Source organism: Microbacterium lacus (assembly GCF_039531105.1).
Classification (GTDB): domain Bacteria; phylum Actinomycetota; class Actinomycetes; order Actinomycetales; family Microbacteriaceae; genus Microbacterium; species Microbacterium lacus.
Map to the genome: position 1 here is coordinate 1583117 of NZ_BAAAPK010000001.1, position 26029 is coordinate 1609145.

Annotated in this window: 23 protein-coding genes; 20 read left to right on the plus strand and 3 right to left on the minus strand. The window is 68.4% G+C overall.

The features are described from left to right. Positions 1-25: 25 nt before the first annotated feature. The 15 genes from ABD197_RS07420 to ABD197_RS07490 all read left to right on the plus strand — a co-directional run bounded on the left by ABD197_RS07420 (position 26) and on the right by ABD197_RS07490 (position 14636). Positions 26-1438: a UDP-N-acetylmuramoyl-tripeptide--D-alanyl-D-alanine ligase gene (locus tag ABD197_RS07420; protein ID WP_344053117.1), complete on the plus strand. Its 1413-nt coding sequence runs from the start codon at positions 26-28 to the stop codon at positions 1436-1438. After that, entirely contained in the window at positions 1435-2547 is a 1113-nt protein-coding gene (gene mraY / locus ABD197_RS07425) for a phospho-N-acetylmuramoyl-pentapeptide-transferase (protein WP_344053119.1), read from the plus strand. The genes ABD197_RS07420 and mraY overlap by 4 nt, the downstream gene beginning before the upstream one ends. Next, positions 2544-4097 carry a UDP-N-acetylmuramoyl-L-alanine--D-glutamate ligase gene (murD, locus tag ABD197_RS07430; RefSeq protein WP_344053121.1) on the plus strand — a complete coding sequence of 518 codons (1554 nt, stop codon included), beginning with the start codon at positions 2544-2546 and terminating at the stop codon, positions 4095-4097. The genes mraY and murD overlap by 4 nt, the downstream gene beginning before the upstream one ends. Next, entirely contained in the window at positions 4045-5325 is a 1281-nt protein-coding gene (gene ftsW / locus ABD197_RS07435) for a putative lipid II flippase FtsW (RefSeq protein WP_344053122.1), read from the plus strand. Before murD ends, ftsW begins: the two co-directional genes overlap by 53 nt. Positions 5326-5481: 156 nt before the next feature. Continuing rightward, a complete protein-coding gene (murG, locus tag ABD197_RS07440; RefSeq protein ID WP_344053124.1) occupies positions 5482-6561 on the plus strand; it encodes an undecaprenyldiphospho-muramoylpentapeptide beta-N-acetylglucosaminyltransferase in 1080 nt (359 codons plus the stop codon). Beyond that, positions 6558-6965: a hypothetical protein gene (locus ABD197_RS07445; protein WP_344053126.1), complete on the plus strand. Its 408-nt coding sequence runs from the start codon at positions 6558-6560 to the stop codon at positions 6963-6965. The genes murG and ABD197_RS07445 overlap by 4 nt, the downstream gene beginning before the upstream one ends. A 79-nt stretch (positions 6966-7044) precedes the next feature. Continuing rightward, positions 7045-8472 carry a UDP-N-acetylmuramate--L-alanine ligase gene (gene murC / locus ABD197_RS07450; RefSeq protein ID WP_344053128.1) on the plus strand — a complete coding sequence of 476 codons (1428 nt, stop codon included), beginning with the start codon at positions 7045-7047 and terminating at the stop codon, positions 8470-8472. 6 nt (positions 8473-8478) lie between these two features. Then, the gene (locus tag ABD197_RS07455; RefSeq protein WP_344053130.1) at positions 8479-9507 is read left to right on the plus strand and encodes a cell division protein FtsQ/DivIB; all 1029 of its coding nucleotides are present in this window, start codon (positions 8479-8481) and stop codon (positions 9505-9507) included. A gap of 195 nt (positions 9508-9702) precedes the next feature. After that, complete coding sequence (ftsZ, locus tag ABD197_RS07460; RefSeq protein ID WP_344053132.1) at positions 9703-10851, plus strand: cell division protein FtsZ; 1149 nt, start codon at positions 9703-9705, stop codon at positions 10849-10851. Positions 10852-10866: 15 nt separating this feature from the next. Then, the gene (locus ABD197_RS07465; protein ID WP_344053134.1) at positions 10867-11550 is read left to right on the plus strand and encodes a YggS family pyridoxal phosphate-dependent enzyme; all 684 of its coding nucleotides are present in this window, start codon (positions 10867-10869) and stop codon (positions 11548-11550) included. 45 nt (positions 11551-11595) lie between these two features. Beyond that, positions 11596-12054, plus strand: a complete 459-nt coding sequence (locus ABD197_RS07470) for a cell division protein SepF (protein ID WP_344055817.1) — start codon at positions 11596-11598, stop codon at positions 12052-12054. A gap of 25 nt (positions 12055-12079) precedes the next feature. Then, positions 12080-12379: a YggT family protein gene (locus ABD197_RS07475; RefSeq protein ID WP_344053136.1), complete on the plus strand. Its 300-nt coding sequence runs from the start codon at positions 12080-12082 to the stop codon at positions 12377-12379. A gap of 128 nt (positions 12380-12507) precedes the next feature. Next, complete coding sequence (locus ABD197_RS07480; protein ID WP_344053138.1) at positions 12508-13107, plus strand: DivIVA domain-containing protein; 600 nt, start codon at positions 12508-12510, stop codon at positions 13105-13107. A gap of 7 nt (positions 13108-13114) precedes the next feature. Beyond that, the gene (lspA, locus tag ABD197_RS07485) at positions 13115-13714 is read left to right on the plus strand and encodes a signal peptidase II (RefSeq protein WP_344053140.1); all 600 of its coding nucleotides are present in this window, start codon (positions 13115-13117) and stop codon (positions 13712-13714) included. 1 nt (position 13715) lies between these two features. Next, positions 13716-14636 (plus strand): RluA family pseudouridine synthase, encoded by a 921-nt coding sequence (locus ABD197_RS07490; protein WP_344053141.1) that lies wholly within the window; start codon positions 13716-13718, stop codon positions 14634-14636. Positions 14637-14695: 59 nt separating this feature from the next. On the opposite strand, the gene ABD197_RS07495 is transcribed toward ABD197_RS07490, so the two are convergent. The 3 genes from ABD197_RS07495 to ABD197_RS07505 all read right to left on the minus strand — a co-directional run bounded on the left by ABD197_RS07495 (position 14696) and on the right by ABD197_RS07505 (position 18821). Continuing rightward, positions 14696-16231, minus strand: coding sequence for an alpha/beta hydrolase (locus tag ABD197_RS07495; RefSeq protein ID WP_344053143.1), 1536 nt, complete (start codon positions 16229-16231; stop codon positions 14696-14698). 167 nt (positions 16232-16398) lie between these two features. Further along, on the minus strand, positions 16399-18243 hold the full coding sequence (locus tag ABD197_RS07500; RefSeq protein WP_344053145.1) for a putative Ig domain-containing protein: 1845 nt from the start codon (positions 18241-18243) through the stop codon (positions 16399-16401). Positions 18244-18356: 113 nt separating this feature from the next. Beyond that, positions 18357-18821, minus strand: coding sequence for an NUDIX hydrolase (locus ABD197_RS07505; protein ID WP_344053147.1), 465 nt, complete (start codon positions 18819-18821; stop codon positions 18357-18359). A 57-nt stretch (positions 18822-18878) separates the two neighbouring features. Between ABD197_RS07505 and ABD197_RS07510 the strand changes: the two genes are divergently transcribed. The 5 genes from ABD197_RS07510 to nrdR all read left to right on the plus strand — a co-directional run bounded on the left by ABD197_RS07510 (position 18879) and on the right by nrdR (position 26014). Then, positions 18879-19448 (plus strand): GNAT family N-acetyltransferase, encoded by a 570-nt coding sequence (locus ABD197_RS07510; RefSeq protein ID WP_344053149.1) that lies wholly within the window; start codon positions 18879-18881, stop codon positions 19446-19448. Positions 19449-19484: 36 nt separating this feature from the next. Further along, on the plus strand, positions 19485-23003 hold the full coding sequence (gene dnaE / locus ABD197_RS07515) for a DNA polymerase III subunit alpha (protein WP_344053151.1): 3519 nt from the start codon (positions 19485-19487) through the stop codon (positions 23001-23003). 124 nt (positions 23004-23127) lie between these two features. After that, positions 23128-24177, plus strand: a complete 1050-nt coding sequence (locus ABD197_RS07520) for a hypothetical protein (protein WP_425561032.1) — start codon at positions 23128-23130, stop codon at positions 24175-24177. Positions 24178-24217: 40 nt separating this feature from the next. Beyond that, positions 24218-25519 (plus strand): histidinol dehydrogenase, encoded by a 1302-nt coding sequence (gene hisD / locus ABD197_RS07525; RefSeq protein WP_344053155.1) that lies wholly within the window; start codon positions 24218-24220, stop codon positions 25517-25519. A 12-nt stretch (positions 25520-25531) separates the two neighbouring features. Then, the gene (gene nrdR, locus ABD197_RS07530; RefSeq protein ID WP_344053157.1) at positions 25532-26014 is read left to right on the plus strand and encodes a transcriptional regulator NrdR; all 483 of its coding nucleotides are present in this window, start codon (positions 25532-25534) and stop codon (positions 26012-26014) included. The last annotated feature ends 15 nt before the right edge of the window (positions 26015-26029 follow it).

Genomic DNA, 26029 nt, shown 5'->3' on the forward strand with positions numbered 1-26029 from the left:
AGCGCCCCATCCGGCCGGAGAACCCATGATCTCGCTCACGCTCACCCGACTGTCCGACGTCCTCCACGGAGAACTCCATCTCGGCCCCGACGCGGCTCCCGGCGACCGCGTCGACGGCCTCGTGGACACCGACTCGCGGCTCATCGAGCCGGGCGGCATCTTCGTCGCGAAGCCGGGTGAAGTCACCGACGGACACGTGTTCGTCGACGCCGCCGTCGAGCGTGGCGCCGCTGTCGCGATCGTCGAGCGCCTCGTGCCGGCCGAGATCACCCAGATCGTCGTCGCCGACGCCGTCACCGCCCTCGCCGACCTCGCGCGCGCGGTCGTGGGGACCGTTCGGGATGCCGGGCGGCTGCGCATCGTCGGCATCACGGGTTCGAACGGCAAGACCACGACCAAGAACCTGCTCGCCCGCATCCTCGAAGACGAAGGCGAGACGGTCGCCCCGCGCGCCTCGTTCAACAACGAGGTCGGCGCGCCGCTCACGATGCTGCGCGTCACCGAGGACACCCGCTATCTCGTGAGCGAGTTCGGCGCGAGCGGACCGGGCGCGATCGCGCGTCTCGCCGGGCTCGTCGAACCCGACATGGGCGTCGTGCTGATGGTCGGTCTCGCCCATGCGGGGGGATTCGGCGGCATCGAGGGCACCTTCCGAGCAAAGTCCGAACTCGTCCGAGCCCTTCGCCCCGGTGGCGTGGCCGTGCTGAACGTCGACGATCCGCGCGTGGCGGCGATGGCGCCCATCGCGCACGAGCGCGGCGTCTCCGTCCGCTGGTTCGGCCGCGGCGAAGACGCCGAGGTCCGAGCCGATGACGTCGAGGTCACCGCCGACGGCACGCGCTGCACCGTGACCGCAGGAGGACGGACCGCGAGACTGCACCTGCGGGTGCTCGGCGAGCACCACGTCATGAACGCCCTCGCCGCGATCGCCGCAGCCACCGAGCTCGGGGTGGCGCTGGACGCGTGCGTGGAGCGCCTCCAGACCGTCGAGCTCGCTGAGCGCTGGCGCATGCAGCCCCTCGGATCGGATCGGGTGCGGATCATCAACGATGCGTACAACGCGAGTCCCGACTCGATGGCGGCAGCGCTGCGCACACTCGCTCAGATCACGGGTCCCGGCGAGCGCACCGTCGCGGTTCTGGGATCCATGAGCGAGCTCGGCGAGTACGCGGACGAAGAGCACGACCGTGTGGGCCTGCTGGCCGTGCGGCTCGGCATCCAGCGCATCGTCGTGATCGGGCAGGCCGCCCGCCGGATGTATCTGGAAGCCGTGGCGCAAGGCTCGTGGGACGCCGAGGCGGTGTTCTTCGCGACGGACGACGAAGCCTACGAGTATCTGATGGGCGAGCTGCGCGACGGCGATCGCGTATTGGTGAAGTCTTCGAACTCGGCGGGTCTGCGGTTCCTGGGCGATCGTCTGGGAGAATCCTTCTCGTGAGATCACTCCTGACGGCAGCGGCGATCTCGCTGGCATTCACGCTTTTCCTCACCCCCGTCTTCCTGCGGCTGTTCCGCAAATGGGGCTGGGGTCAGGTGATCCGCACCCCGGAGAACGTGCACAATCCCAGTCACGGCGAGAAGCGCGGTGTGCCGACCATGGGCGGCACGATCTTCATCGTCGGCACGATCGTGGGCTATCTGGTCGGCGCGTACAGCGGTAACAATCCGCCCACGATCTCGGGCTGGCTCGTCGTCTGGATGATGGTCGGCTTCGGGGCGGTCGGCTTCATCGACGACTTCATGAAAGTACGCCGCCAGCGCAGCCTCGGGCTGACGGGGTGGCGCAAGATCGTCGGTCAGATTCTGGTGGCCGTGCCGTTCGGCATCGTGGCGCTGAACTTCCCGAACGCCTGGAACCAGACGCCGGCCTCGGCGTACGTGTCGTTCTTCCGGGATATCCCGATGCTGTCCTTCATGGCCCTCGGCCCGATCATCGGGTGGCTCCTGTACCTCGCGTGGACGACATTCATCGGCGTCGCCTACTCGAACAGCGTCAACGTCACCGACGGGCTGGACGGCCTCGCCGCGGGCGCCGGCGTCTTCGTGGTCGGGGCGTTCTCGCTCATCGCCTTCTGGCAGTTCAACCAGTCCTGCAGCGGGGGAGCGATCCTCTCCGACGGGGTGGCCGGCGCCTGCTACGCCACGAGGGACCCGTTCGATCTCGCGATCGTCTCAGCGGCGTTCATCGGAGCCCTCGTCGGGTTCCTGTGGTGGAACGCACCGAAGGCGCAGGTGTTCATGGGCGACGTCGGATCGATGGCGATCGGCGGCGTCATCGCGGCCATGGCGATCCTCACCCGCACCGAGCTGCTGTCCGTCCTGATCGCCGGCGTCTTCGTGATCGGCCCGGGCTCGGTCATCCTGCAGCGGGCCTACTTCAAGCTGACGCGCGGCAAGCGCCTCTTCCTGATGAGCCCCTTCCACCACCATCTCGAGATGCGTGGCTGGTCCGAGATCACGATCGTCGTCCGCATGTGGATCATCGCGGGGCTCCTCGCCGTCTCGGGCATCGGCTTCTTCTACGTCGAGTGGCTCTCGCAGACATGAGCGCCGCGCGTCTGGACGGGCTGTACAGCTGGCACGCGGACTGGCGAGGAGTGAAGGTCGCGGTCCTGGGACTGTCGGTCACAGGATTCTCGGTCGCCGACACGCTCGCCGAACTCGGCGCCGACGTGGTCGTGTTCTCCGAGTCGGCCGACCCCGAGTACGAGACCCTGCTGCCGGTGATCGGCGTCCGCGCGCACGTCGGCGCCCTGTCCTCGCCCCCGGTCGAGCTCGTCGACTTCGCCCCGGACGTCGTGATCGCCTCGCCCGGGTTCTCGCCCGCGCACCCGGTCATCGTCTGGGCGAGGGATGCCGGCATCGCGGTGTGGGGCGACATCGAGCTCGCGTGGCGCGTGCGCGACAAGGTCGTGCGCGCCGACGGCACCCCCGCCGACTGGGTGGTGATCACCGGGACGAACGGCAAGACGACCACGACGCGGCTCACCGCGACGATGCTCGTCGAGGGCGGCTTGCGCGCCGCGCCCGTCGGCAACATCGGCACTCCTGTGCTGGATGCCGTCCGCGATCCGGAGGGGTTCGACGTGCTCGTCGTCGAACTCTCCAGCCACCAGCTCTGGTATCTCGGGCTGCAGAGCGGACCGCACCCCGTTTCGCCCCACTCGGCCGTCTGCCTGAACCTCGCCGACGACCACCTCGAGTGGCACGGGTCCTTCCAGGCCTACCGCGACGCCAAGGCGCACGTGTACGACAACACCCGGGTGGCGTGCGTGTACAACAAGGCCGATGTGGCGACGCGGGAGATGGTGGAGGACGCCGAGGTGGTCGAGGGCGCCCGCGCGATCGGCTTCGACCTGGGCGTGCCCGGCCCGAGCGATCTGGGCGTGGTGGACGGCATCCTGGTCGACCGCGCATTCCTGGAGGACCGTCGTACGAGCGCCCTGGAACTCACGACCGTCGCCGATCTCGCCGAGCGAGGCCTGTCCGCGCCGCACATCGTCGCGAACATCCTTGCCGCGAGTGCACTCGCCCGATCGCTCGAGGTGACCCCGGCAGCCATCCGGGACGCTCTGCAGGGCTTCACGCTGGACCCGCACCGCATCGAGGTCGTCGCCGTCTCGGGGGGGATCACCTGGATCGACGACTCGAAGGCGACGAATCCGCACGCGGCGGCATCCTCTCTCGCCGCCTACCCCGGCGCCGTGTGGGTCGTCGGCGGACTGCTGAAGGGTGTCGACATCTCCGAACTCGTGGCATCACGGGGGACCACCGCGAAGGCGGCGATCGTGATCGGCGCCGACCGCGAACCCGTGCTCGCGGCTTTCTCGCGACACGCGCCGGGGGTCCCGGTGTTCGCCGTGGAGGCCGATGAGACTGAAGAGGTCATGGCACGGGTCGTCGAACTGGCCTCCCTGGTCGCGCGTGACGGTGACGTGGTCCTCCTCGCCCCCGCCGCCGCTTCCTTCGATCAGTTCGCCTCCTACGCCGACCGTGGGCGGCGGTTCGCCGCCGCGGTGCGAGAGCACACAGCGAGGGAGTCCGGTGGCGAGTACGACGCAGGCACCACCGGCAACCCGTCCGCCGACTCCGACTGACGAGCCTTCGCGCAGCGGTCTCGCCGCACGCGTATTCCTCGGGCGCGTCTTCGCGCCCGTGCCGAGCGAGTTCCTGCTGATCGCCTCCACGGCGCTCCTGCTCACCGGATTCGGGCTCGTGATGGTGCTGTCGGCCACGTCCGCCACCGCAACGGCTGCGGGGGAGCCGCCCTATGAGGCGGTCATCAAGCAGGCCGTGTTCGCCGTGATCGGCATCCCGCTCATGTTCGTCGCGAGCCGCATGCCCGTGCGGTTCTGGAAGCGCATCGCGTGGCCGGCCCTCATCGGGGCCGTCCTGTTCCAGCTGCTGGTCTTCGTCCCGGGTCTCGGTGTGGAGGCCAACGGAAACCGGAACTGGGTGCAGATCGCCGGTCTGCAGTTCCAGCCCGCCGAGTTCCTCAAGATCACGCTCGCACTGTGGATCGGCTACGTGCTCTTCCGCAAGCAGACGCTGCTGGGGTTGTGGCGTCACGTCTTCATCCCGCTCGTACCGATGTCGATCCTCGTGATCGCCACGGTGATGGCGGGGCACGACATGGGCACCGCGATGATCCTCGCGCTCGTCGTCCTCGGCGCGCTGTTCTTCTCCGGCGTGAAGCTGCGGATCTTCATCCTCCCGCTCATCGGCGCGGCGATCGGAGCATTCCTGTTCGCGGTCAACAGCCCCGACCGCATGCGCCGCATCCTGAGCTTCTTGAATCCGAACTGCCTCGCGGACTACTTCAACGACTGCTACCAGCCGCTGCACGGCATCTGGGGGCTGGCCGGCGGCGGCCTGTTCGGGCTCGGCCTGGGCAATTCGAAGGAGAAGTACGACTGGCTGCCCGCGGCGGCGAACGACTACATCTTCGCGATCGTCGGCGAGGAGCTGGGACTCATCGGCTGCGCGGTGGTCCTCGCGCTTTTCGCCCTGTTCGCGATCGGCGCCTTCCACGTGATCCGCAAGACCGACGACCCGTTCGTGCGGATCGTCTCCGGCGCGATCACGGCGTGGATCGTCGGCCAGGCGCTCATCAACATCGGCGTGGTGCTGAGGGTGTTCCCGGTGCTCGGTGTGCCGCTGCCGTTCATGTCGCAGGGCGGTACGTCTCTGCTGTCCGTCCTCCTCGCCTCCGGGGTTCTTCTGGCGTTCGCGCGCACGCTGCCCGAAGCGGAGGCCAAGCGCCGCGCCGCGATCCAGCAGGCGGCCATCCGGCGCGAACGCGCGGCGGCGCGCGCCGGACGCTGATCTTCGCCGGTCGGCACCGCAACAGGAGCTTCGGCTGACACAGGTCTTTCCCGCCTCGGTTCTTCCTGCGCTTCCCGAAACACCTCTTCTCGTGCCGCACGGGGTCCCGCAGGCCGGGGTTCGAGGGTCGCGCGGGCCGCGGGTTAAGGTCGGTAGGTGACGACCTATCTTCTCGCCGGCGGCGGCACCGCCGGTCACGTCAACCCGCTGCTTGCGGTCGCCGACGCGCTCCGCGCCCGCGAGCCGGAGGCGGAGATCCTCGTCCTCGGCACGCGGGAAGGTCTCGAGGCACGACTGGTGCCCGAGCGCGGCTATGAGCTGCTCTTCGTCGACAAGGTGCCGTTCCCGCGTCGACCCGATCGCGCGGCCGCCGCCTTCCCCGCGCGCCTGCGGCGTGCGATCGCGCAGGTGCGCACCCACATCCGCGATCGCGGCGTCGAGGTCGTGGTCGGGTTCGGCGGCTACGCAGCGGCCCCCGCCTACCTCGCCGCCCGCCGCGCGCGGATTCCCGTCGTCGTACACGAGGCCAACGCGAAGCCAGGAATGGCCAATGCGCTCGGCGCGCGGCGCGCCGCGGCCGTCGGGGTTGCGTTCGAGGGGACCCCGATCAGGGGCGGGCGTGTCGTCGGGATGCCGTTGCGCCGTGAGATCGTCGACCTCGACCGGGCGGCCCGGCGGGCGGATGCCGCGGCGTACTTCGGACTGGACGCCGACCGGCCGACGCTGCTCGTCTTCGGCGGCTCCCTCGGCGCGCAGCGGCTGAACGAGGCGTTCGCGGATGCGTGGCGGGACGTCCTGGACGCCGGCTGGCAGCTCGTGCACGTCACGGGGGAGCGGTCCGAGCTGACCGACCCCGGTGCACCCGGTTACGCGGTGCGGCGTTACGTCGACCGGATGGACCTGGCGTTCGCGCTGTGCGACCTCATCGTCTCGCGCGCCGGCGCCGCGACGGTGAGCGAGATCAGCGCGCTCGGCATCCCCGCGGTCTACGTCCCGTATGCGGTCGGCAACGGCGAGCAGGCGCTCAATGCGGCGAGCGCCGTGCGCGCGGGTGCAGCCGTGCTGATTCCGGATGCCGAGTTCACCGGTGACCGCATCAGATCCGAGGTCGTGCCTCTCCTGGCCGACGAAACCCGACGCGAGGCGATGACGCGGGCTGCGGCATCCGTCGGCACGCGCAACGGCACCGAGAACGTCATCGCGATGATCGACGCCGCGCTCGGGAGGGTCGCATGACGGCCCGGCTCGTGGCGGCCGCCGCTCTGACAGGTGCGCTGGTCGCTCTCCTGTCCGGGTGCGCGCAGGGTCCGGCGACGCCGGCGCCGACCCCGACGCAGTTCACGGATCGCGCGGTGCTGCCCTCCTGCGGCGAGGTGGAGCTGGGCCAGGGCGACGAGATCCCCGCCGAGAACCTCACCTGCCTGCAGGATGCCGCGGACGAGGGGGCGGAGCTCGCGGTCACGCGCCCGACCACGGAGGGCGATCCCGTCACGGAGTACTACCGCGTGCTTCCCGGGGGCGGCTGGGAGGCCTACATCGACGGAAGCCAGGACAGCAACGGCGGCATCTGGTGGTTCACGCCGTGTCCCGAGGCGAAGACGCTCGAAGACCTGGCGACCTGCCAGGGTGGGCCGCTCTGAGGCGGTGACTTCTCGGGATCCGCACCGCACGGGGTGCCGGGGCGGGCTCCCAGACGCGCCGACCTAGGATTGTCGGGTCATGATCAGACCCGACCTGAGCCTCCCCATCCCCGAGCACATCGGCGCCGCCCACTTCATCGGAATCGGCGGATCCGGCATGTCCGGCCTCGCGCGCATGTTCCTGGAGCGCGGCATCCGCGTCTCGGGATCGGATCGCGCGGACAGTCAGGCTCTGCAGGATCTCGCGGCCCTCGGTGCCACCGTCCACGTCGGCCATGACGCCGCGAACCTCGGCGATGCCGACACGGTGATCCACACGGGGGCGATCTGGCCGGAGAACCCCGAGTTCGTCCTCGCGAAAGAACGCGGGATGCCGGTCATCCACCGTTCGCAGGCGCTGTACTGGCTGATCGGCGGCCGCCGGCTCGTCTCGGTCGCGGGAGCCCACGGCAAGACGACGTCGACCGGGATGATCGTCACCGCGCTGCGGGAGCTCGACGAGAACCCCACGTTCGTCAACGGCGGCGTGATCGCCCAGTTGGGCGTGTCCAGCGCCACGGGAGCCGACGACCTGTTCGTGATCGAAGCCGACGAGTCCGACGGAACGTTCCTGCTCTACGACACGTCGATCGCCCTCATCACGAACGTCGACCCCGACCACCTCGACCACTACGGCAGCGACGACGCGTTCATCGACGCGTTCGCCACGTTCGCGAACCGCGCCCGCGAGGCGGTCGTCATCTCGTCCGATGACCCCGGGGCGCGCACCGTCACCGAACGACTCGTCCACGAGCGCATCGTGACGTTCGGTCAGGCGTTGGATGCGGACGTGCGGGTGAGCGGCATCCGCACCGACGGTCCGGTCTCGTTCACCCTCACGCACGAGGGCGTCGATGCGCCGATGCGCCTTGCCGTCCCCGGCGCGCACAATGCGATCAACGCGGCCGGTGCCGTCGCGGTGCTCCTCACCCTCGGCCACGGGCTCGCCGACGCCGTCCGCGCGGTGGAGGGTTTCGAGGGGACGGTGCGCCGGTTCGAACTGCACGGCGTCCAGCGCGGCGTGAGCGTGTTCGACGACTACGCACACCACCCGACCGAGGTCGCGGCGGCGCTCGAGGCCGCGCGCACCGTGATCGGCGACGGCCGGATCATCGCGATCCAGCAGCCCCACACGTATTCGCGCACGCAGCAGATGTACCGCGAGTTCGCTGAGGTGCTCGAGACGCACGCGGACCACACCGTGATGCTCGACGTCTACGGGGCGCGCGAGGATCCGGTTCCCGGGGTGACCGGCGAACTCGTCTCGAACGCCTTCGCCGACCCCGCCCACGTGCACTTCGTGGCCGACTGGCAGCAGGCGGCCGACTACACCGCGTCCGTTGCGCGCGAGGGCGACTACGTCATCACGCTCGGCTGCGGCAACGTGTACCAGATCATCCCGCAGGTGCTCGAGGCGCTCGCGAGCACCCCGACCGCCCGAGCAGCCGCGCCCGACGCGGCGGAGTGACCGCCGTTGCGCCGCCCACCGCCGCTGCCGCCGTCGGGGACGACCGCGGGTCCGGCGTCGACGACCGGCCGGGAGACCCGTCCCACGCACGACGATGAGCAGACGGATGCCGCTCCCGCCGCACCGGGGCCGAGTGAGGAGCCTGCGGCGGTCGCGCCGGTCATCCCCCTGACCGTTCCGCTCGCCTCTGCCGGCATGCAGCGCCCTGCGGGTCTGCCGACGTCCGCGGAGCAGCCGATCGAGCAGGCCCCCGACGATGCCGGAGACGAGGAGATCGGCATCCGCGAGGTCTGGTCGGCCGCGCGGGCGCGCCGGAAGGCTCTGCGGGCCGAGGTGCGGCGCTTCACCGGGCGGCAGAGGAGACGGCGCCTCCTCTGGGCGGGGGCAGCGGCATCCGTCGTGCTGCTCGTCCTGACGACGCTCGGCGCGGCGTACAGTCCGCTCTTCGCCGTCGAGCAGATCCGGATCGTCGGTACCGAGAACCTGGACACCCTTGCGGTGGAGAAGGCGCTGTCGGATCAGATCGGGACACCGTTGCCGCGTGTCGACGAGAGTGCCGTCAAGGCGGCACTCGTCGCCTTCCCCCTGGTCGAGTCGTACTCGCTCGAGGCCCGCCCGCCGCACGAACTGATCGTGCGGATCGTCGAGCGGACACCGATCGGTCTCGTCCAGACCCGGGCCGGGTACACCCTCGTGGACGCGGCCGGCGTCGCGCTGTCGACGACCGAGACACCGGCAGCGGGTCGCCCGCTGCTGACGGTCGAGGGGGGGACGCGGTCGAAGGCCTTCACCTCCGTCGGTCAGGTCATGCGATCGCTGCCGTCGTCGATCCTCGCGCAGGTGACGGCCGTGTCCGCTTCCACGCCGGATGACGTCACCCTCACTCTCGGCGACTCGAACGCGCAGGTGGTGTGGGGGAGCGCCGAGGATTCGGCATTGAAGGCTGTCACGCTCGAGAAGATCATGGCGGCGCGGCCGCCCGCCACGGTGAGCGTCTACGACGTGTCCTCGCCGAGCGCGATCGTCGTCCGCTGACCCGATCTCAGCCCCGCGCGGACGGGTTCTGGAGACGATGTCGCGACACGCCGCGACGATCCCCGCCGCGGGTCGGCGTCCGCATACTTTCGACCCAGAGGAATTGCATACCGGGCAATTCTTTAAGCCTCTAGATGAGGTTGAAGGTTTCACACCACGTGATTCCACCAGGGCGCAGCACAGACGGAGGCCGGCATGAGCCAGAACCAGAACTACCTCGCGGTGATCAAGGTCGTGGGTGTCGGCGGCGGCGGCGTCAACGCCGTCAACCGCATGATCGAACTCGGCCTTCGCGGCGTGGAGTTCATCGCGGTCAACACCGACGCGCAGGCTCTGCTCATGAGCGACGCCGACGTCAAGCTCGACGTCGGCCGGGAGCTCACGCGCGGCCTCGGTGCCGGCGCCGACCCCGAGGTGGGGCGCCGCGCCGCGGAAGACCACGCGGAAGAGATCGAAGAGGCGCTGCGCGGCGCCGACATGGTCTTCGTGACCGCGGGCGAGGGCGGCGGTACCGGTACCGGCGGTGCGCCCGTCGTCGCCAAGATCGCGAAGTCGATCGGTGCGCTCACGATCGGCGTCGTGACCAAGCCCTTCTCCTTCGAGGGCCGTCGCCGTCAGAGCCAGGCCGAGACCGGCGTTGCGAAGCTCAAGGAAGAGGTCGACACCCTCATCGTGGTGCCGAACGACCGACTGCTGGAGATCAGCGACCGCGGCATCAGCATGATCGAGGCGTTCGCCACGGCCGACCAGGTGCTCCTCGCCGGTGTGCAGGGCATCACGGACCTCATCACCACTCCCGGTCTGATCAACCTCGACTTCGCCGACGTGAAGTCGGTCATGCAGGGCGCCGGTTCGGCGCTCATGGGTATCGGGTCCGCGCGCGGTGCAGACCGCGCCATCAAGGCCGCCGAACTCGCGGTCGAGTCCCCGCTGCTCGAGGCGAGCATCGAAGGTGCGCACGGCGTGCTGCTGTCGATCCAGGGCGGGTCCAACCTGGGCATCTTCGAGATCAACGACGCTGCGCAGCTGGTGAAGGAGGCCGCGCACCCCGAGGCCAACATCATCTTCGGAACCGTGATCGACGACACTCTCGGCGACGAGGTCCGCGTCACCGTGATCGCGGCGGGCTTCGACAACGGCGAGCCCACGCTGCGCGTCGAGCCGATGGGCGCCGCCCGCGTCGTCAGCGCGCCGGTCGTGCCTGCCACTCCCGCGGCGGACGCCGCGAAGGAGCCGGCGCCGCGCGAGACCGAGCCCGTTCCGGTGGGTGCCGCCGTCCCTGACTCGAGCTACGACTCGGCGTTCGGTGACGACGACCTCGACATCCCCGACTTCCTCAAGTAACCCGTCAGGACGAGCGTGGAGCTTGCCGCACGACTCGCACAGGTCGACGCCGGGATCGAGGCTGCCGCACACGCGGCAGGCCGCGATCCCGCGTCCATCACGCGGATCGTCGTGACGAAGTTCCACCCGCCTGCTCTCGTCGAAGAGCTGTACGCGCTCGGTGTCCGAGATGTCGGGGAGAACCGACAGCAGGAGCTCTCCGAGAAGACGGCGGCGCTGAGCGCCCTGGGCGATCTGCGATGGCATTTCATCGGGCAGGCGCAGACCAACAAGGCGAAGGCGATCAGGGCGGCGGCATCCGTCGTGCACTCCGTCGACCGTCCGCGCATCGCGGACGCACTGGATGCCGCGGCGACGGCGGAGTCGCCCGTGCTGGACGTCCTGATCCAGGTGAACCTCACCGACGATGCCGGCCGCGGGGGCGTCGCGCCCGACGAGCTCGAGCGTCTCGCCGACCACGTGAGCGGATGCGGAACCCTGCGCCTGCGCGGGGTGATGGCCGTCGCGCCGTTGGGGGAGGACCCTGCCCCGGCGTTCTCGCGGCTCGCCGACTACTCCGCGCGCGTCCGTGCCGTCGCCGCCGACGCCACGTGGATCTCGGCCGGGATGACCGCCGATTTCCCACAGGCGATCGCCGCGGGCGCGACACACCTACGTATCGGGTCGGCAATCACCGGCCCGAGGCCGATACCCGGTTAACCTCGAAACACGACCACTCAGAGCATGAGTCAGCAGGAGGATGCGATGTCGAACCCATTGAAGAAGACCATGGTCTACCTCGGTCTCGCCGACGAGGAAGAGGTCTACGTAGAGCCCGCTTCCCAGCCGGCTGCCCGCAAGACCACCACGATCGAGAAGGCCGCTCCGGTGACCCCCATCCACCGCCCCGCCGTCGTCCGCCAGGTGACCCCGGCATCCATCAGCGAGATCCTCACCGTGCACCCCAAGCAGTATCGGGACGCGCAGGTCATCGCCGAGAACTTCCGCGAGGGCATCCCCGTCATCATCAACCTGTCGCAGATGAGCGACGCCGACGCACGTCGTCTGATCGACTTCGCCAGTGGCCTGTCGCTCGGGCTCTACGGCCGTATCGAGCGCGTCACGAGCAAGGTGTTCCTGCTCTCGCCCGAGAACGTCGCGGTCTCCGGCGACGGCGCCGTGGCGCAGGCGGACCCCGAGTCCGTCCCGTTCGCGCAGGGCTAGTACGACGCGCTGATACGATCGTTCTGTGAACATCGTCGGCGCGATTGCCACGATCCTCAATAGCCTCCTCCTGCTTTTCGTGATCGTGCTCCTGGTGCGGCTCGTGCTCGACTGGATCCCGTTCTTCAACCGGGAATGGCGTCCTCGCGGCGCGGGACTGGTGGCTGCGGAGATCGTCTATACGGTCACCGACCCACCGATCAAGATGTTCCGTCGCTTCATCCCGCCCCTGCGGGTCGGCGGGATCGGCATCGACTTCGGCTTCACGCTGACGATGCTCCTGTGCTTCGTCCTGCTGGCGGTCACGCGCGCGTTCATGCGCTGACGGCGGAGCATACCGGCCTTCGACACCTCCGTGAGGCGCGGCTATGCTTGCCTGGTACGACCGCCGGCCATCGGCGGAGCGGCCCCCGACATCGGCCAGCGACCAGAGCGCCCGAAAGAGGTACCACCATGGCATTGACCCCCGATGACGTCGTCACCAAGCAGTTCCAGCACGTCCGGTTCAAGGAAGGCTTCGACCCGGACGAGGTGGACGACTTCCTCGACGAGATCGTCGTCGAGTGGCGCAAGACGATCGCCGAGAACGACGAGCTGAAGGCGAAGCTGGCTGCGTACGAGTCCGGTTCCGAGGCTCCCGCCGAGGCGCCCGCCGCCGCTGAGGTCGTCGAAGAGACGCCCGCTCCGGTCGCCGCGGTGCCCGCTGCCGAGTCCGGCACGGCCCCCGCCGCAGCGAGCGCCGGAATCATCGAGCTCGCGCAGCGTCTGCACGATGAGCACGTCGCAGAGGGCATCGCGCAGCGCGACAAGCTCATCGCGGACGCCCAGTCGCAGGCGGCGTCGATCATCTCGGAGGCCGAGACGAAGGGCCGCGAGGAGATCGCACGCCTGGATAAGGAGCGCGCGAGCCTGGAGGGTCGCATCACCGAGCTGCGCAACTTTGAGCGCGACTACCGCGCACAGCTGCGCGGCTACATCGAGGGCAAGCTGCGGGACCTCGAGACCACGGGCACCAACTCCGGCTCGACCCCGGTCTCGGCCATCGGCCTCTAGGCCGGTCTTGACAGGCCGAGCCCCCCTGCACAAGGCGGCGGCCGGTGCCGTCGTCGCGATCCTCGCGGCGACGGTGCTGGCCGCCGACCAGTTCACGAAGTACCTCGCGATCGACAACCTCCCGCCCGAGCAGGCGGTGAAGATCCTGGGTGACTTCCTCATCTTCTATCTCGTCCGCAATCCGGGGGCGGCGTTCTCCCTCGGCGAGGGCGTCACGTGGATCTTCACGATCGCCCTCGCCGTCGTCGCGGTCGTGATCGTGTGGCTCGCCGCCACGCGACTGCGCTCGCGCCTCTGGGCCGTCGTGCTCGGTCTGCTCCTCGGTGGTGTGCTGGGCAACCTCACCGATCGCGCATTCCGCCAGCCGGGGTTCCCCGTCGGCCACGTCGTCGACTTCATCAACACTCCGTGGATGATGCCGGCGATCTACAACGTGGCCGACATCTTCATCGTGACGATGATGATCTCCGTCGCGCTGCTCGTCCTCATCGGCCTCCGACTGGACGGCACGCGAGAAGTCCGGGCGGCGAAGGACGGTCGGCCCGAGGACGGTCTGACCGAGGACGCCGCGGCGCCCGTCGACGGTCGTCCCGACGCGGATCGCTGACGTGGACTCGCGGACGCTGCCCGTTCCGGACGGGCTCGACGGCGCGCGAGTCGACGCCGCCCTGGCGAAGATGCTCGGCTTCTCGCGGACGTTCGCCGCAGAGGTGGCCGACGCCGGCGGCGTCGTGATGGACGGCCGCGTCCTCACCAAGTCCGATCGCCTCCATGGCGGATCCTGGCTCGAGGTGACGTGGCAGCCGAAAGAGGAGCCGCGTGTGGTTCCGCTCGCCGTGCCGGACCTCGGGATCGTCTACGAGGACGACGAGATCGTCGTCGTCGACAAGCCCGCCGGCGTCGCCGCCCACCCCTCACTCGGCTGGGAGGGTCCGACCGTCCTCGGGGCGCTGGCTGCCGGGGGAGTCCGCGTGGCCACGACGGGGGCGGCCGAGCGGCAGGGAATCGTCCACCGCCTCGACGTCGGCACGAGCGGTCTCATGGTGGTCGCGAAGACGGAACGGGCCTACACCGCGCTCAAGCGCGCCTTCAAGGAGCGCGAGGTCGAGAAGATCTACCACGCGGTCGTGCAGGGCCACCCCGATCCGCTCGCCGGAACGATCGACGCGCCCATCGGTCGGCATCCGTCCCACTCCTGGAAGTTCGCCGTCACGCCCGACGGCAAGGACTCCGTCACCCATTACGAGACACTCGAGGCCTTCCGACGCGCGGCGCTCCTGGAGATCCACCTCGAGACGGGGCGCACGCACCAGATCCGAGTGCACATGGCCGCCCATCGGCATCCGTGCGTGGGGGATCCGCTGTACGGCGGCGACCCGACCCTCGCCGCCCGGCTCGGCCTGACCCGTCAGTGGCTGCATGCTCGGCAGCTGTTGTTCCTGCATCCGGCGACGGGCGAGCAGGTCACCTTCACATCGGAGTACCCGGCCGACCTGGCGTCCGCGCTGGAGATCCTTCGCGCGGACTGATGCGGCGGTGAACAGAGGGTGTCGGCGGATCGTCTCCGCCGACACCCTCTTGTGCGGTGTTACTGCCAGTAACTCAGGTTGGAGATGATCTGGTCAGCGACCGTCTTCATCGCCGCAGCCTGGTCCTGGGGAACCACGCCGTTGGCTGCGAACCGCGACAGCTGGTCCTCGAAGCGCTTCACGTAGTCCAGCGCGCCGGCGGAATCGCCTTCGACAATGTCGTTCCAGCCCTTCTCGAGCTTGACCGTGAGCGCGTTCTTCGTGCCCTTGTGCGTCGCAGACCCGGCGACCGCATTGATGAGCTGCGTGAACTCGTCTGCCATGAATGCATCCTGCTGCCACACGTAATCGCGAGCGAAGACCGTGAACAACTGGTTCCACGCGTTGAAGTCGTGCGCCCCGGCGACCGTCGTGTTCTCGACGAACGCGACCTCGTCCAGCGCAGCGACCTGACCCGCATTCGGAAGACCGAAGTCCCAGGCACCGCCACCGTAGTGGATGTACGGTTTGTCGATGTTCGCCGTTGCCGGGGTCACACTGATGCCACCGCTCCACGGACCCCAGTATCCGAAGTACGTGGCGTCGTACCGGATCAGACCCTGCGTGACGATCGATCCCGCCGAGAGGCCGGCGAACGCGCGGTCGATCGGCCTGGTCGAGACGTTGTAGTTGCTCTCGACGAACGGGACGACGACTTCGCGCAGGTTGGGGTAGCCCTGGTTGGCCGCACCGAGGTAGTTGGTGTTGGCCGTGATGACCACCGCCGGTTCGGTCGTGCCGTCCTGGATCAGGTTGTCCATGATGACCGGCACGTCGCCCATGTTCATCCAGTCGGACTGATCCTGGCCGCCGCCGTGCTCCATGTAGATGGTCTTGTAGGGTTCGGCCCGGTCGGGGTCGTAGCCCGGGGGCAGGTAGACGCCCAGCGTGCGGCCGGTCTGGTTCGGGATCGCGATCGGGACGTAGCTCCACTCGCCCTTCGGGGAGTCCGCCCGCTCATTCTCGATCTGGCGCGCCTCCAGCGGTCCGAAGTTCTGCTTCGCGGCGTCGTACGGCACGAACACCTTGTTGAACGCGCGACGTGCGGGGAACGCGATGCCGTCCGGAGCGAAGATGGGCGAGTTCGCCGGATCGGCAAGCCATGCGTTGGTGTTGTTGTTCACGTAGAACCAGTACTGGTTGGCACCCGCCGCGAGGGGCACGCTCGTGTACCAGCAGCCGTCGCCGACGCTGGTCATCTCCACGTCGTACCCCCCACCCCCGCGCATGAGACCCGGCTTGTACTCGTAGGGCGTGTAGACCTTCGTGTCCGAGGTGTCCGCCCAGTTGCGAAGCATGATGTCCGCGACGAACCGCACGCTGGTCGCGTCCGGGTTGCAGTACACGAAGTGACCGGTGTAGCCGGTCGGGGAGCTCGGGTCGGCGACCACCGTCGGCCCGGGCGGGTACTCGGCTGCGGCCTGGGCAGCCACCGCCGACGATCCGAGCACGATCGTCGCCGCGACCGTGACCGTGGCGATCGGGCGCCAGTAGCGACCGCGCGTGCGGGCGCTGCGCCCGCCCGCTTCCGATTCGCTGGTTTGCAGAATTGTCATCACCGTTCCTCCTTGAAAGGGATTCGAACGACGGAGTTGGGGACCCGTCGCGGCCAGAGTATTAGAAGCTTTACGACGTTGTAAAGGAATTTCTTACGACGTTGTAAATGACAGGGGTGCCAGCAGATCGCGTGACCTGCAGGCACCCCGATCCGAGTGATGAGGACTCAGAAGGAGATGTTCTGGATCGCCTCCTGCGCCGCCACGATCAGAGCGTCCGCCTCCGCGGCGGTGAGCTTGACCCCGCGCAGACCGGTCACCTGTCCGATGAAGTCGTCCTGAAGCGCGAGCACGGCGCCTGCTGTGTCGCCCGCCCCGAGGCGCTTCTCCACCTGGTTCAGCTTCACAGTCAGTGCGTTCTTGATTCCGCCGTTCGCACCGATCGCGGCGATCGTGCTCTTGAGCCCTGTGATCTGCTCGGCAACTGTGACGTCACGGACCGTGATCGTCACCGTCTTGGTCGCGGACAAGGCGTAGCGATCCGTGCCGTCAGCCGTCGTGAACGTCACCGAGTACTCGCCCGCCTGGGCGTAGGACGGGGTCCACGTGAACTTGCGCGTGGCCGGGTCGAACGACGCACCCGACGGCAGATCGCCCGCCGAGTAGATGAGCGTATCGCCGTCCGGATCTGCCGCGTCGACCGTGAAGGTCAGGGCGCGATTCTCGTCGACCGCCTGTGTCTCGCCGCCGGCCGCGAAGACGGGAGCTCCGTTCACGAACGAGCGCGGCTGCCAGAGGTGGTCCCTCGCGAAGATCGCGAACAGCTGCGGCCACGCGTTGAAGTCATGGCCACCGGCGAGATCGGTGTACTCGTAGTTCACCTTGCCGTCCAGAACGCCCAACTGCGCTGTCGTCGGGCACAGGTTGAGGTTGTCCCACACGCCGCATCCGATGTGCACGTACGCCTGCTTGAGGTTGGCCGTATTCGGGTTGATCCCCGCGCGGAAGCTCCACACGCCGTAGTAGCCGAAGCGCAGCGGATTGTTGTTGATGATCTGCGTCGTCATGGACGCCCCCATCGACAGGCCCGCGAATGCTCGGTCCATCCGATCCTTCGAGACGTTGTAGTTGCTCTCGACGAAGGGGACGATGACGTTCGTCAGGTTGGTGTACGGCGCAGCTCCCATGTACGTCGAATTGGTCGAAACGATCACCGCCGGCTCGGTCGCGTTGTCCTGGAGCAGGTTGTCCATGATGATCGGGACGCTGCCGATATTGAGCCAGTCGGATTGATCCTGTCCACTGCCGTGTTGCACGTAGATCGTCTTGTACGGTTCGGTGCGGTTCGGGTCGTAATTCGGCGGGAGGTAGATGCCGAGTGTGCGCTGCGTGCCGTTGGCGAGCGGAGTCAGTCCCGGAACCGGGACGTAGCTCCATGTCCCCTTCGCGGAATCGGGTCGCGGATTCGCAATGACGCGCTCCGCGAGCGGAGCGTAGTTCTGTTTCTCAGCGTCGTAGGGCACGTACACGGCGTTGAAGGCGCGGCGGCTGTTGCCCGTGAGTCCGTCCGGAGCGAAGATCGGCGAGTTGGCCGGGTCGGGCACCCAGAAGTTGGTGTTGTTGTTCACGTAGAACCAGTACTGGTTGGGCCCGGCCGCCAGAGGCACCGCGGTCGACCAGTATCCGTTGCCGATGTTCGTCATCTGTACGTCGTACGCGCCGCCGCCCCGCATCAGACCCGGCTTGTAGTCGAACGGGCTGTAGACCTTCGTGTCGGTGCGGTCCTCCCAGTTCCGCAGCATGATGTCCGCCACGAAGCGCACGCTCGTGGCGGTTGGGTTGTAGTAGACGAACTCGCCGGTGTATCCGGTCGGCGAGTCCGGGTCGGCCACCACTGTGGGGCCGGGTGTGGGGGCTGAGTCCTCGGCCATTGCCGCACCCGGAGCCATGGTGAGGGTGAGTGCGGCCGCGAGCACGACCGCCGCCAGACACGTCAGCGCGTGCGAGCGCCTCGACGTGCCCGTACCGGATGTCCGGTCGTCGATCTGTTGTTCCTGCTGATGGGGACCCATCGCTGTTCCTCCTCGAATAGCGTTCGAGCGGGCCACATCGCCCGCTCCTCGCGGTCAGGGTAAACGATGTAATACGACGTTGTAAAGATTCGCGCGCTTCCGATTCATCTGCCTCAGAGGAAGCGCGCCTCGCCGCGCAGCGGCAGCGCGAAGCGCACCCGCTGGCGCATGTCCTCGTCGAGATCGGCGAGGACATCGAAGTCGAACCAGCCGACCTCCGTCATCTCGCCGTCGGCCGGCCACGGTTCGCCGCTCACCCACGTGCAGCGGAACGTCAGATCGAGGTAGTCGCTCTGGTCGCCGTTCTCGTACGTGACCCGCTCGATCTGGTGCACCCACGCCAGCCGATCGACGGTGATGACGACCCCGGCCTCCTCCAGGGCCTCGCGGGCCGCCGCGGTCGCCGGCTCCTCACCGGGATCGACGATGCCGGTGATCGGGGTGAGAGCGCCGTTGTCGCTGCGGCGCCCGAGCAGTACGGCATCGTCGCGCACGATGACCGCAGTGACGCCCACCAGCGGCAGCGGGTGCGTGCCGATGTGGCGGCGGAGTTCGAGGACGAAGTCGGGGGTCGGCATCCACTCACCCTAGAGCGAGCCTGGACGCGTGTCGGATGTACGGGGCACAGTGGCGCAATGACGATCAGCGTTCGACCGGCGACCGACTTCGATGACATCGCCACCCTCGTCGGGCCGAAGAAGCCGACGTCCAACGTCTGCTGGTGCCTGAGCTACCGCATCCCCGCGAAGGAGAATCTCGCTCTGAGCGGGACGGCGCGGGCCGAGCGGGTGAGGGGGCTCCTGCGCGAAGGTCCTCCCGGCGTCCTCGCCTACGACGACGGGGATGTCGTCGGTTGGGCGGCGGTGCACCCGCGCGCCGACACGTCGTTCGCGACGAGCCGCAAGATCCCGCACGTCGACGACCTGGATGTCTGGAGCGTCTGGTGCATCCGGGTCAGACCCGGACACCGCGGCTCCGGCATCTCGCATGCGCTCCTGGCCGGGGCGATCGGCTTCGCCCGTGAGAGCGGGGCTCCCGCCGTCGAGGGCTACCCCGTCGACAACCGCGGGCAGAAGGTGGACCTCACGATGGCCTACGTCGGAACGCGGTCCCTGTTCGAGAAGGCCGGCTTCCACCTCGCCGCGCCGACGGACTCCGTGCTGAACGGCTTCCCGCGCGTGGTCATGCGCCTCGATCTGCGGTGAGCGCACGGTGTCGGCGAGCGAACTTAGACTCGTCGGGTGGCAGCCGATTCCTTCGTTCACCTTCACGTTCACAGTGAATATTCGATGCTGGACGGCGCGGCGCGCATCGGTCCGATGGTGCAGGAAGCAGTCCGGCTCGAGATGCCGGCGATCGCCGTCACCGATCACGGCAACACGTTCGCGGCCTTCGAGTTCTACAAGACGGCCAAGGCCGCCGGAATCAAGCCGATCATCGGCATCGAAGCCTATGTGACCCCCGGCACCCACCGCACCGACAAGTCGCGCGTGCGGTGGGGATCACCCGAGCAGAGCGACGACGACGTCTCCGGTGCGGGCGCCTACACCCATATGACGCTTCTCTCCGAGACCACGGAGGGCATGCACAACCTGTTCCGGCTGTCGTCGAAGGCGAGCATGGAGGGGTACTACTTCAAGCCGCGGATGGACCGCGAGCTGCTGCAGAAGTACTCCAAGGGCCTGATCGCCACGACGGGATGCCCGTCGGGAGAGGTGCAGACGCGCCTGCGGCTCGGCCAGTACGAGGCCGCCCGTGCGGCCGCGGCGGAGTTCCAGGACATCTTCGGCAAAGACAACTACTTCACCGAGATCATGGACCACGGTCTGTCGATCGAGCGCCGGGTGATGTCGGACCTCATCAAGATCTCGAAAGACCTCGACATCCCGCTGGTGGGGACGAACGACCTCCACTACACCCACCAGCACGATGCGACCAGCCATGCGGCGCTGCTGTGCGTGCAGTCCGGATCCACCCTCGACGATCCCAAGCGCTTCAAGTTCGACGGAGACGGCTATTACGTCAAGTCCGCCGCTGAGATGCGGCAGGTCTTCCGCGATCATCCCGAGGCGTGTGACAACACCCTGCTGATCGCCGAGCGCTGCGATGTCGAGTTCAACACCTCCGCGAACTACATGCCCAACTTCCCGGTGCCCGACGGCGAGACGGAGGAGAGCTGGTTCGTCAAGGAGGTCGAGAAGGGTCTCGAGTACCGGTACCCCGACGGCATCCCCGACGCCGTCCGCGCACAGGCCGAGTACGAGACCTCCGTCATCGTCCAGATGGGCTTCCCGGGGTACTTCCTCGTGGTCGCCGACTTCATCAACTGGGCGAAGGACAACGGCATCCGGGTGGGCCCGGGCCGCGGATCCGGCGCCGGATCCATGGCCGCCTACGCCATGCGCATCACCGACCTCGACCCGCTGCAGCACGGTCTGATCTTCGAGCGCTTCCTGAACCCCGACCGCGTCTCGATGCCCGACTTCGACGTCGACTTCGACGACCGTCGCCGCGGCGAGGTCATCCAGTACGTCACGGAGAAGTACGGCAGCGAGCGGGTCGCCCAGATCGTGACGTACGGCACGATCAAGGCCAAGCAGGCGTTGAAGGATGCCGGGCGTGTGCTCGGATTCCCGTTCAGCATGGGGGAGAAGCTCACCAAGGCGATGCCGCCCGCCGTGATGGGCAAGGACATGCCTCTCGAGGGCATGTTCGACCGTGAGCACCCGCGCTTCAAGGAGGCGAGCGAGTTCCGCGCGCTCATCGAGACGGATGCCGAGGCCAAGACGGTCTTCGACACCGCGGTCGGGCTCGAGAACCTCAAGCGGCAGTGGGGCGTGCACGCCGCCGGTGTGATCATGTCCAGTGACCCGCTCGAGGACATCATCCCGATCATGCGGCGCGAACAGGACGGCCAGATCGTCACGCAGTTCGACTATCCGTCGTGCGAAGCGCTGGGTCTGATCAAGATGGACTTCCTGGGGCTGCGCAACCTCACGATCATCAACGATGCGCTCGACAACATCGCCGCGAACCGGGGCCACCCGCTCGTCCTCGAAGAGCTCGAGCTCGACGACGCGGCCTCCTACGAACTCCTCTCGCGCGGCGACACCCTCGGGGTGTTCCAGCTCGACGGCGGTCCGATGCGTTCTCTGCTGCGTCTGATGAAGCCCGACAACTTCGAAGACATCTCGGCCGTCATCGCGCTGTACCGACCCGGGCCCATGGGCGCGAACAGCCACATCAACTACGCCCTGCGCAAGAACGGCCAGCAGGAGATCACGCCGATCCACGAGGAGTTCAAGGACTCGCTCGCCGAGATCCTCGACACGAGCTACGGGTTGATCATCTACCAGGAGCAGGTGATGGCGATCGCTCAGCGCGTCGCCGGGTTCAGCCTCGGTCAGGCCGACATCCTCCGCCGCGCGATGGGCAAGAAGAAGAAGTCCGAGCTCGACAAGCAGTTCGAGGGCTTCCAGGCCGGGATGCACGCGAACGGCTACTCCGACGACGCGGTGAACAAGCTCTGGGAGATCCTCCTGCCGTTCTCGGACTACGCCTTCAACAAGGCGCACTCCGCCGCGTACGGCCTGGTCTCGTACTGGACCGCCTATCTGAAGGCGCATTACCCCGCCGAGTACATGGCCGCGCTGCTGACGAGCGTGGGCGATTCGAAAGACAAGATGGCGGTCTACCTCAACGAGTGCCGCCGTATGGGCATCCGCGTCCTCCCGCCGGACGTGGGGCAGTCGATCCGCTTCTTCGCCGCCGTCGGCGACGACATCCGCTTCGGTCTGGGGGCGGTCCGCAACGTCGGGGCGAACGTCGTCGACGGCATCGTCGCGTCCCGCGCCGATGCGCCGTTCACCGACTTCCACGACTTCCTCTCGAAGGTTCCCGCGCACGTGGCCAACAAGCGCACGGTCGAGTCGCTCATCAAGGCGGGTGCGTTCGATTCGCTCGGGGCGACGCGCCGGGCCCTCATGGAGATCCACGAGGACGCCACCGAGGCCGCGGTGCTCGACAAACGCCGCGAGGCCAACGGCGAGGTCGGCTTCGACTTCGACTCACTCTGGGGTGATGACGAGCCGCAGCAGGCGCACAAAGTGCCGGAGCGTCCGGAGTGGACGAAGAAGGACAAGCTCGCCTTCGAGCGCGAGATGCTCGGGCTGTACGTGTCCGATCATCCGCTGGCGGGGCTGGAGATCCCCCTCGCCAAACACGCGTCGATCAGCATCCACGATCTGCTGGCGTCGGAGGACATCTCCGACGGCGAGCAGGTGACCGTCGCCGGCCTGGTCACGAGCGTTCAGCACCGGGTCGCCAAGTCCAGCGGAAACCCGTACGGCATGATCACCGTCGAGGACTTCAACGGCGAGATCACGGTCATGTTCATGGGCAAGACCTATACGGAGTTCCAGTCGATGCTCGTCGCGGACTCGATCCTCGTGGTCCGCGGACGCGTGTCGCGGCGGGACGACGGCATGAACCTGCATGCGGTTTCGGCGTTCGCCCCCGACCTCGGTGCGGTCGACGAGTCCGGACCCCTGGTGCTGGTCCTGCCGGAACGGCGTGCGAGCCAGTCCACGATCGAAGAGCTGCGGCAGACGCTGGAGCGTCATCGTGGTGACACGGAGGTCACCGTCAAGCTCCACGCGGGCTCCACGGCGAAGATCTTCGAGGTGCCGTTGCCGGTGCGCGTGACCGCGGACCTCTACGGCGAGCTGAAGGGACTTCTCGGGCCGCAGTGCCTGGGATGAGCGCCGGCGCGGGCACGCAGGCCCGTGCCTATGGCTTGCCCGTGAGTGGGGCGGATCTCATCGGCGTCTCATGAGCCGCCGGTAGTATCGGGACGGTGTGCGCCGCGCGAGCGGCGGGGAGAGGATGATCGTGACCGACGAGCGAGCGAACGAGTACACCGAGGCCGGAGAAGAGCGGATCACGGAGCAGGATGTGCTTCCGACGACGTCCGATGAACGGCCCCAGTACGGCGTCGGACCGTTCTCGATCCGCGAAGTCGCGATCGTCGGCGTCTGGATCGTCGCGTTCATCGTGTCGTTCTTCTCCGTCGCCAGCGAGCAGGCGATGGCTCAGCTCCTGTTCGGCGGCTCCGTCTGGACGAACGGCCTGGATTGGATCCTCACGATCGGTCTACCGACCGTCGCGGTCTTCCTGATCGTCCTGCGCCGCTTCTCACCGGATGGCATCCGTCGGGTCGGTTCCCTGGGCATCGACCAGTTCGCCTCGGTCGCCTTCTCGGTCTCCGCCGTGGTGTGGCTCACTCTGCTGTGGCGCAACGTCGCCGTCTCGATCGAGACCGGTGTGTGGATCTACGGCTGGGTCGTGTGGGTGGAGTTCTTCCTCATGCTCGCCGGCGTCGTGCTGACGGTCGTCGCACCGCTGCTGCCGGTCCTCGGCGAGGACTTCGCAGGCCGCCGTGAGGTGCCCGCACACCGCAACGCGCGCCCGATCCGCCCCGTCTCGGCTCGGCCGCCGCGCCCCGCCGCACCGGCCGCGTCGGAGACCGACACGTTCGACACCGACGCCTCTCCGGCGTACGCAGATCAGACCGCCGCGTACTCGACCGCAGCGTACGCTGCCGGCCAGTCGGACACGATGCCCGTCGCGCGCACGGCCTCCGGCGAGCGTGAAGCCTGGGCTCCCGTGCAGACGCGCGACACGTTCGAACCGGTCGAGGCGCAACCGGAGGCCGACGAGTCCGCCGCGAGTGAGTCGAGCTCCGCCGTGCAGGCGTTCTGGGCGCTCGTGCCAGAGGACCGCGACGTCGTCGACGAGCGGGACGTCCCGATCTTCCGCATCGGGCCCACCGCGTGGGCGCTCGTCCTCGAGGACCGCGGCGAGGTGTTCGTCGTGCGGCACGAGGACGGCCGGATCGGCTACCTGCACGATGTCACCGGCGTGACGCGCGGCTGACCCCGCGTCGTCTCACCCGCTCGACCCGAAGGCTTCCCCCATGCTCCGCATGATCGACCTGCGCGGCCGTGACCACACTCCGGCCGAGCTCCTCGCCGCCGTTCCACGCGCCACGTCGGCGCGTGCGGAGGCGCTCCTGACGGCCGCCGGGCTCGTCGCCGACGTCGCCGCCCACGGTGAGGCGGCGCTGCGCGAGCAGGCCGAGAAGTTCGATGGAGCGTCCGGCCACGAGATCCGGGTGCCCGCTGCCCATCTCGATGAGGCGCTCGCCGCGCTGGATCCGAAGGTCCGCGCCGCCCTGGAGGAGGCCATCGTGCGCGTGCGCGCCGGGTCCGCCGCCCAGGTCCCGGCGCCGTCGGTGACACAGCTCGCGCCGGGCGCGTTCGTGCACCAGCGATGGCAGCCGGTGCGCCGTGTCGGCCTCTACGTGCCGGGCGGCAAGGCCGTCTACCCATCGAGCGTCGTGATGAACGTGGTTCCCGCGCAGGTCGCCGGCGTCCAGCAGATCGCGCTGGCCTCGCCGCCGCAGCGCGCCCACGGCGGGCGCGTGCACCCCGTCATCCTCGCGGCGGCACGACTGCTCGGTGTGGATGAGGTGTACGCCATGGGCGGCGCCGGAGCGGTCGGGGCGTTCGCGTACGGCGTGCCCACGCTCGCACTGGAGCCGGTCGATGTCGTCACCGGGCCGGGCAACAACTTCGTCGCCGCCGCCAAGCGCGCGGTGGCCGGTGTCGTGGGGACCGACTCCGAGGCGGGTGCGACCGAGATCCTCATCGTGGCGGACGACACCGCAGATCCCCGCCTGGTTGCGGCGGACCTGATCAGTCAGGCGGAGCACGACGAGCAGGCCTCGGCGGTGCTCGTCACGGAATCCGAATCCCTCGCTGCGGCGGTCCTGGACGAGATCGGGCCGCTCGCCGCGCGGACGCGGCACGCGGAGCGGGTCGCCGCGGCGCTCGGCGGACCGCAGTCGGCCGTCGTCCTCGTCGACGACCTCACGGCCGCGACAGCGTTCAGCAACGCCTACGCACCCGAACACCTCGAGCTTCACCTGTCGAACCCGGATGCCGCATCCTTCGTCCACGCCGGTGCCGTGTTCGTCGGACCCCACACCCCGGTGAGCCTCGGCGACTACCTGGCCGGCAGCAACCATGTCCTGCCCACCGGGGGACAGGCGCGCTACGCCGCGGGTCTCTCGGCGGCGACCTTCCTGCGACCGCAGCAGGTGATCGAGTACGACCGTGCGGCACTCGCGGAGGTGCGCGAGGCCGTCGTGACACTCGCCGAAGCTGAAGACCTGCCCGCGCACGGCGAAGCCGTGCAGGCACGCTTCCCCGCGTAGTCTGGGTCCGCCATGCATTGCCCGTTCTGCCGCCATCCCGATTCCCGCGTGATCGACTCGCGGACGAGTGACGACGGGCTCAGCATCCGTCGTCGTCGTCAGTGCCCGCAGTGCGGGGGCCGGTTCTCGACGATCGAGACGGCGAGTCTGAACGTGATCAAGCGCTCGGGCGTCGTCGAGCCGTTCAGCCGCGAGAAGGTCATGTCCGGCGTCCGCAAGGCCTGTCAGGGGCGCCCGGTCACCGAGGGCGACCTCGCGGTGCTCGCGCAGAAAGTCGAGGAGGCCGTACGCCAGACGGGTTCCTCGCAGGTCGACACGAACGAGATCGGACTGGCGATCCTGGGTCCGCTCCGCGACCTCGACGAGGTCGCGTACCTCCGCTTCGCCAGCGTCTACCAGGCGTTCGACTCGCTCGAGGACTTCGAATCGGCGATCGGCCAGCTCCGCGCAGACCACGCTTCTCCGGCTCCGGACGAATCGGTCGCACCCGCCTGAGCGGATAGCCTGGAG

Excerpts from the sequence above, each read along its gene's own strand:
- ABD197_RS07420 (WP_344053117.1), top strand. The coding sequence starts at position 26 with ATGATCTCGCTCACGCTCACCCGACTGTCCGACGTCCTCCACGGAGAA.
- murD (WP_344053121.1), top strand. The coding sequence starts at position 2,544 with ATGAGCGCCGCGCGTCTGGACGGGCTGTACAGCTGGCACGCGGACTGG.
- ABD197_RS07445 (WP_344053126.1), top strand. The coding sequence starts at position 6,558 with ATGACGGCCCGGCTCGTGGCGGCCGCCGCTCTGACAGGTGCGCTGGTC.
- murC (WP_344053128.1), top strand. The coding sequence starts at position 7,045 with ATGATCAGACCCGACCTGAGCCTCCCCATCCCCGAGCACATCGGCGCC.
- ftsZ (WP_344053132.1), top strand. The coding sequence starts at position 9,703 with ATGAGCCAGAACCAGAACTACCTCGCGGTGATCAAGGTCGTGGGTGTC.
- ABD197_RS07470 (WP_344055817.1), top strand. The coding sequence starts at position 11,596 with ATGTCGAACCCATTGAAGAAGACCATGGTCTACCTCGGTCTCGCCGAC.
- ABD197_RS07480 (WP_344053138.1), top strand. The coding sequence starts at position 12,508 with ATGGCATTGACCCCCGATGACGTCGTCACCAAGCAGTTCCAGCACGTC.
- ABD197_RS07495 (WP_344053143.1), bottom strand. The coding sequence starts at position 16,231 with ATGACAATTCTGCAAACCAGCGAATCGGAAGCGGGCGGGCGCAGCGCC.
- ABD197_RS07500 (WP_344053145.1), bottom strand. The coding sequence starts at position 18,243 with ATGGGTCCCCATCAGCAGGAACAACAGATCGACGACCGGACATCCGGT.
- ABD197_RS07505 (WP_344053147.1), bottom strand. The coding sequence starts at position 18,821 with ATGCCGACCCCCGACTTCGTCCTCGAACTCCGCCGCCACATCGGCACG.
- ABD197_RS07510 (WP_344053149.1), top strand. The coding sequence starts at position 18,879 with ATGACGATCAGCGTTCGACCGGCGACCGACTTCGATGACATCGCCACC.
- ABD197_RS07520 (WP_425561032.1), top strand. The coding sequence starts at position 23,128 with ATGATCGTGACCGACGAGCGAGCGAACGAGTACACCGAGGCCGGAGAA.
- hisD (WP_344053155.1), top strand. The coding sequence starts at position 24,218 with ATGCTCCGCATGATCGACCTGCGCGGCCGTGACCACACTCCGGCCGAG.
- nrdR (WP_344053157.1), top strand. The coding sequence starts at position 25,532 with ATGCATTGCCCGTTCTGCCGCCATCCCGATTCCCGCGTGATCGACTCG.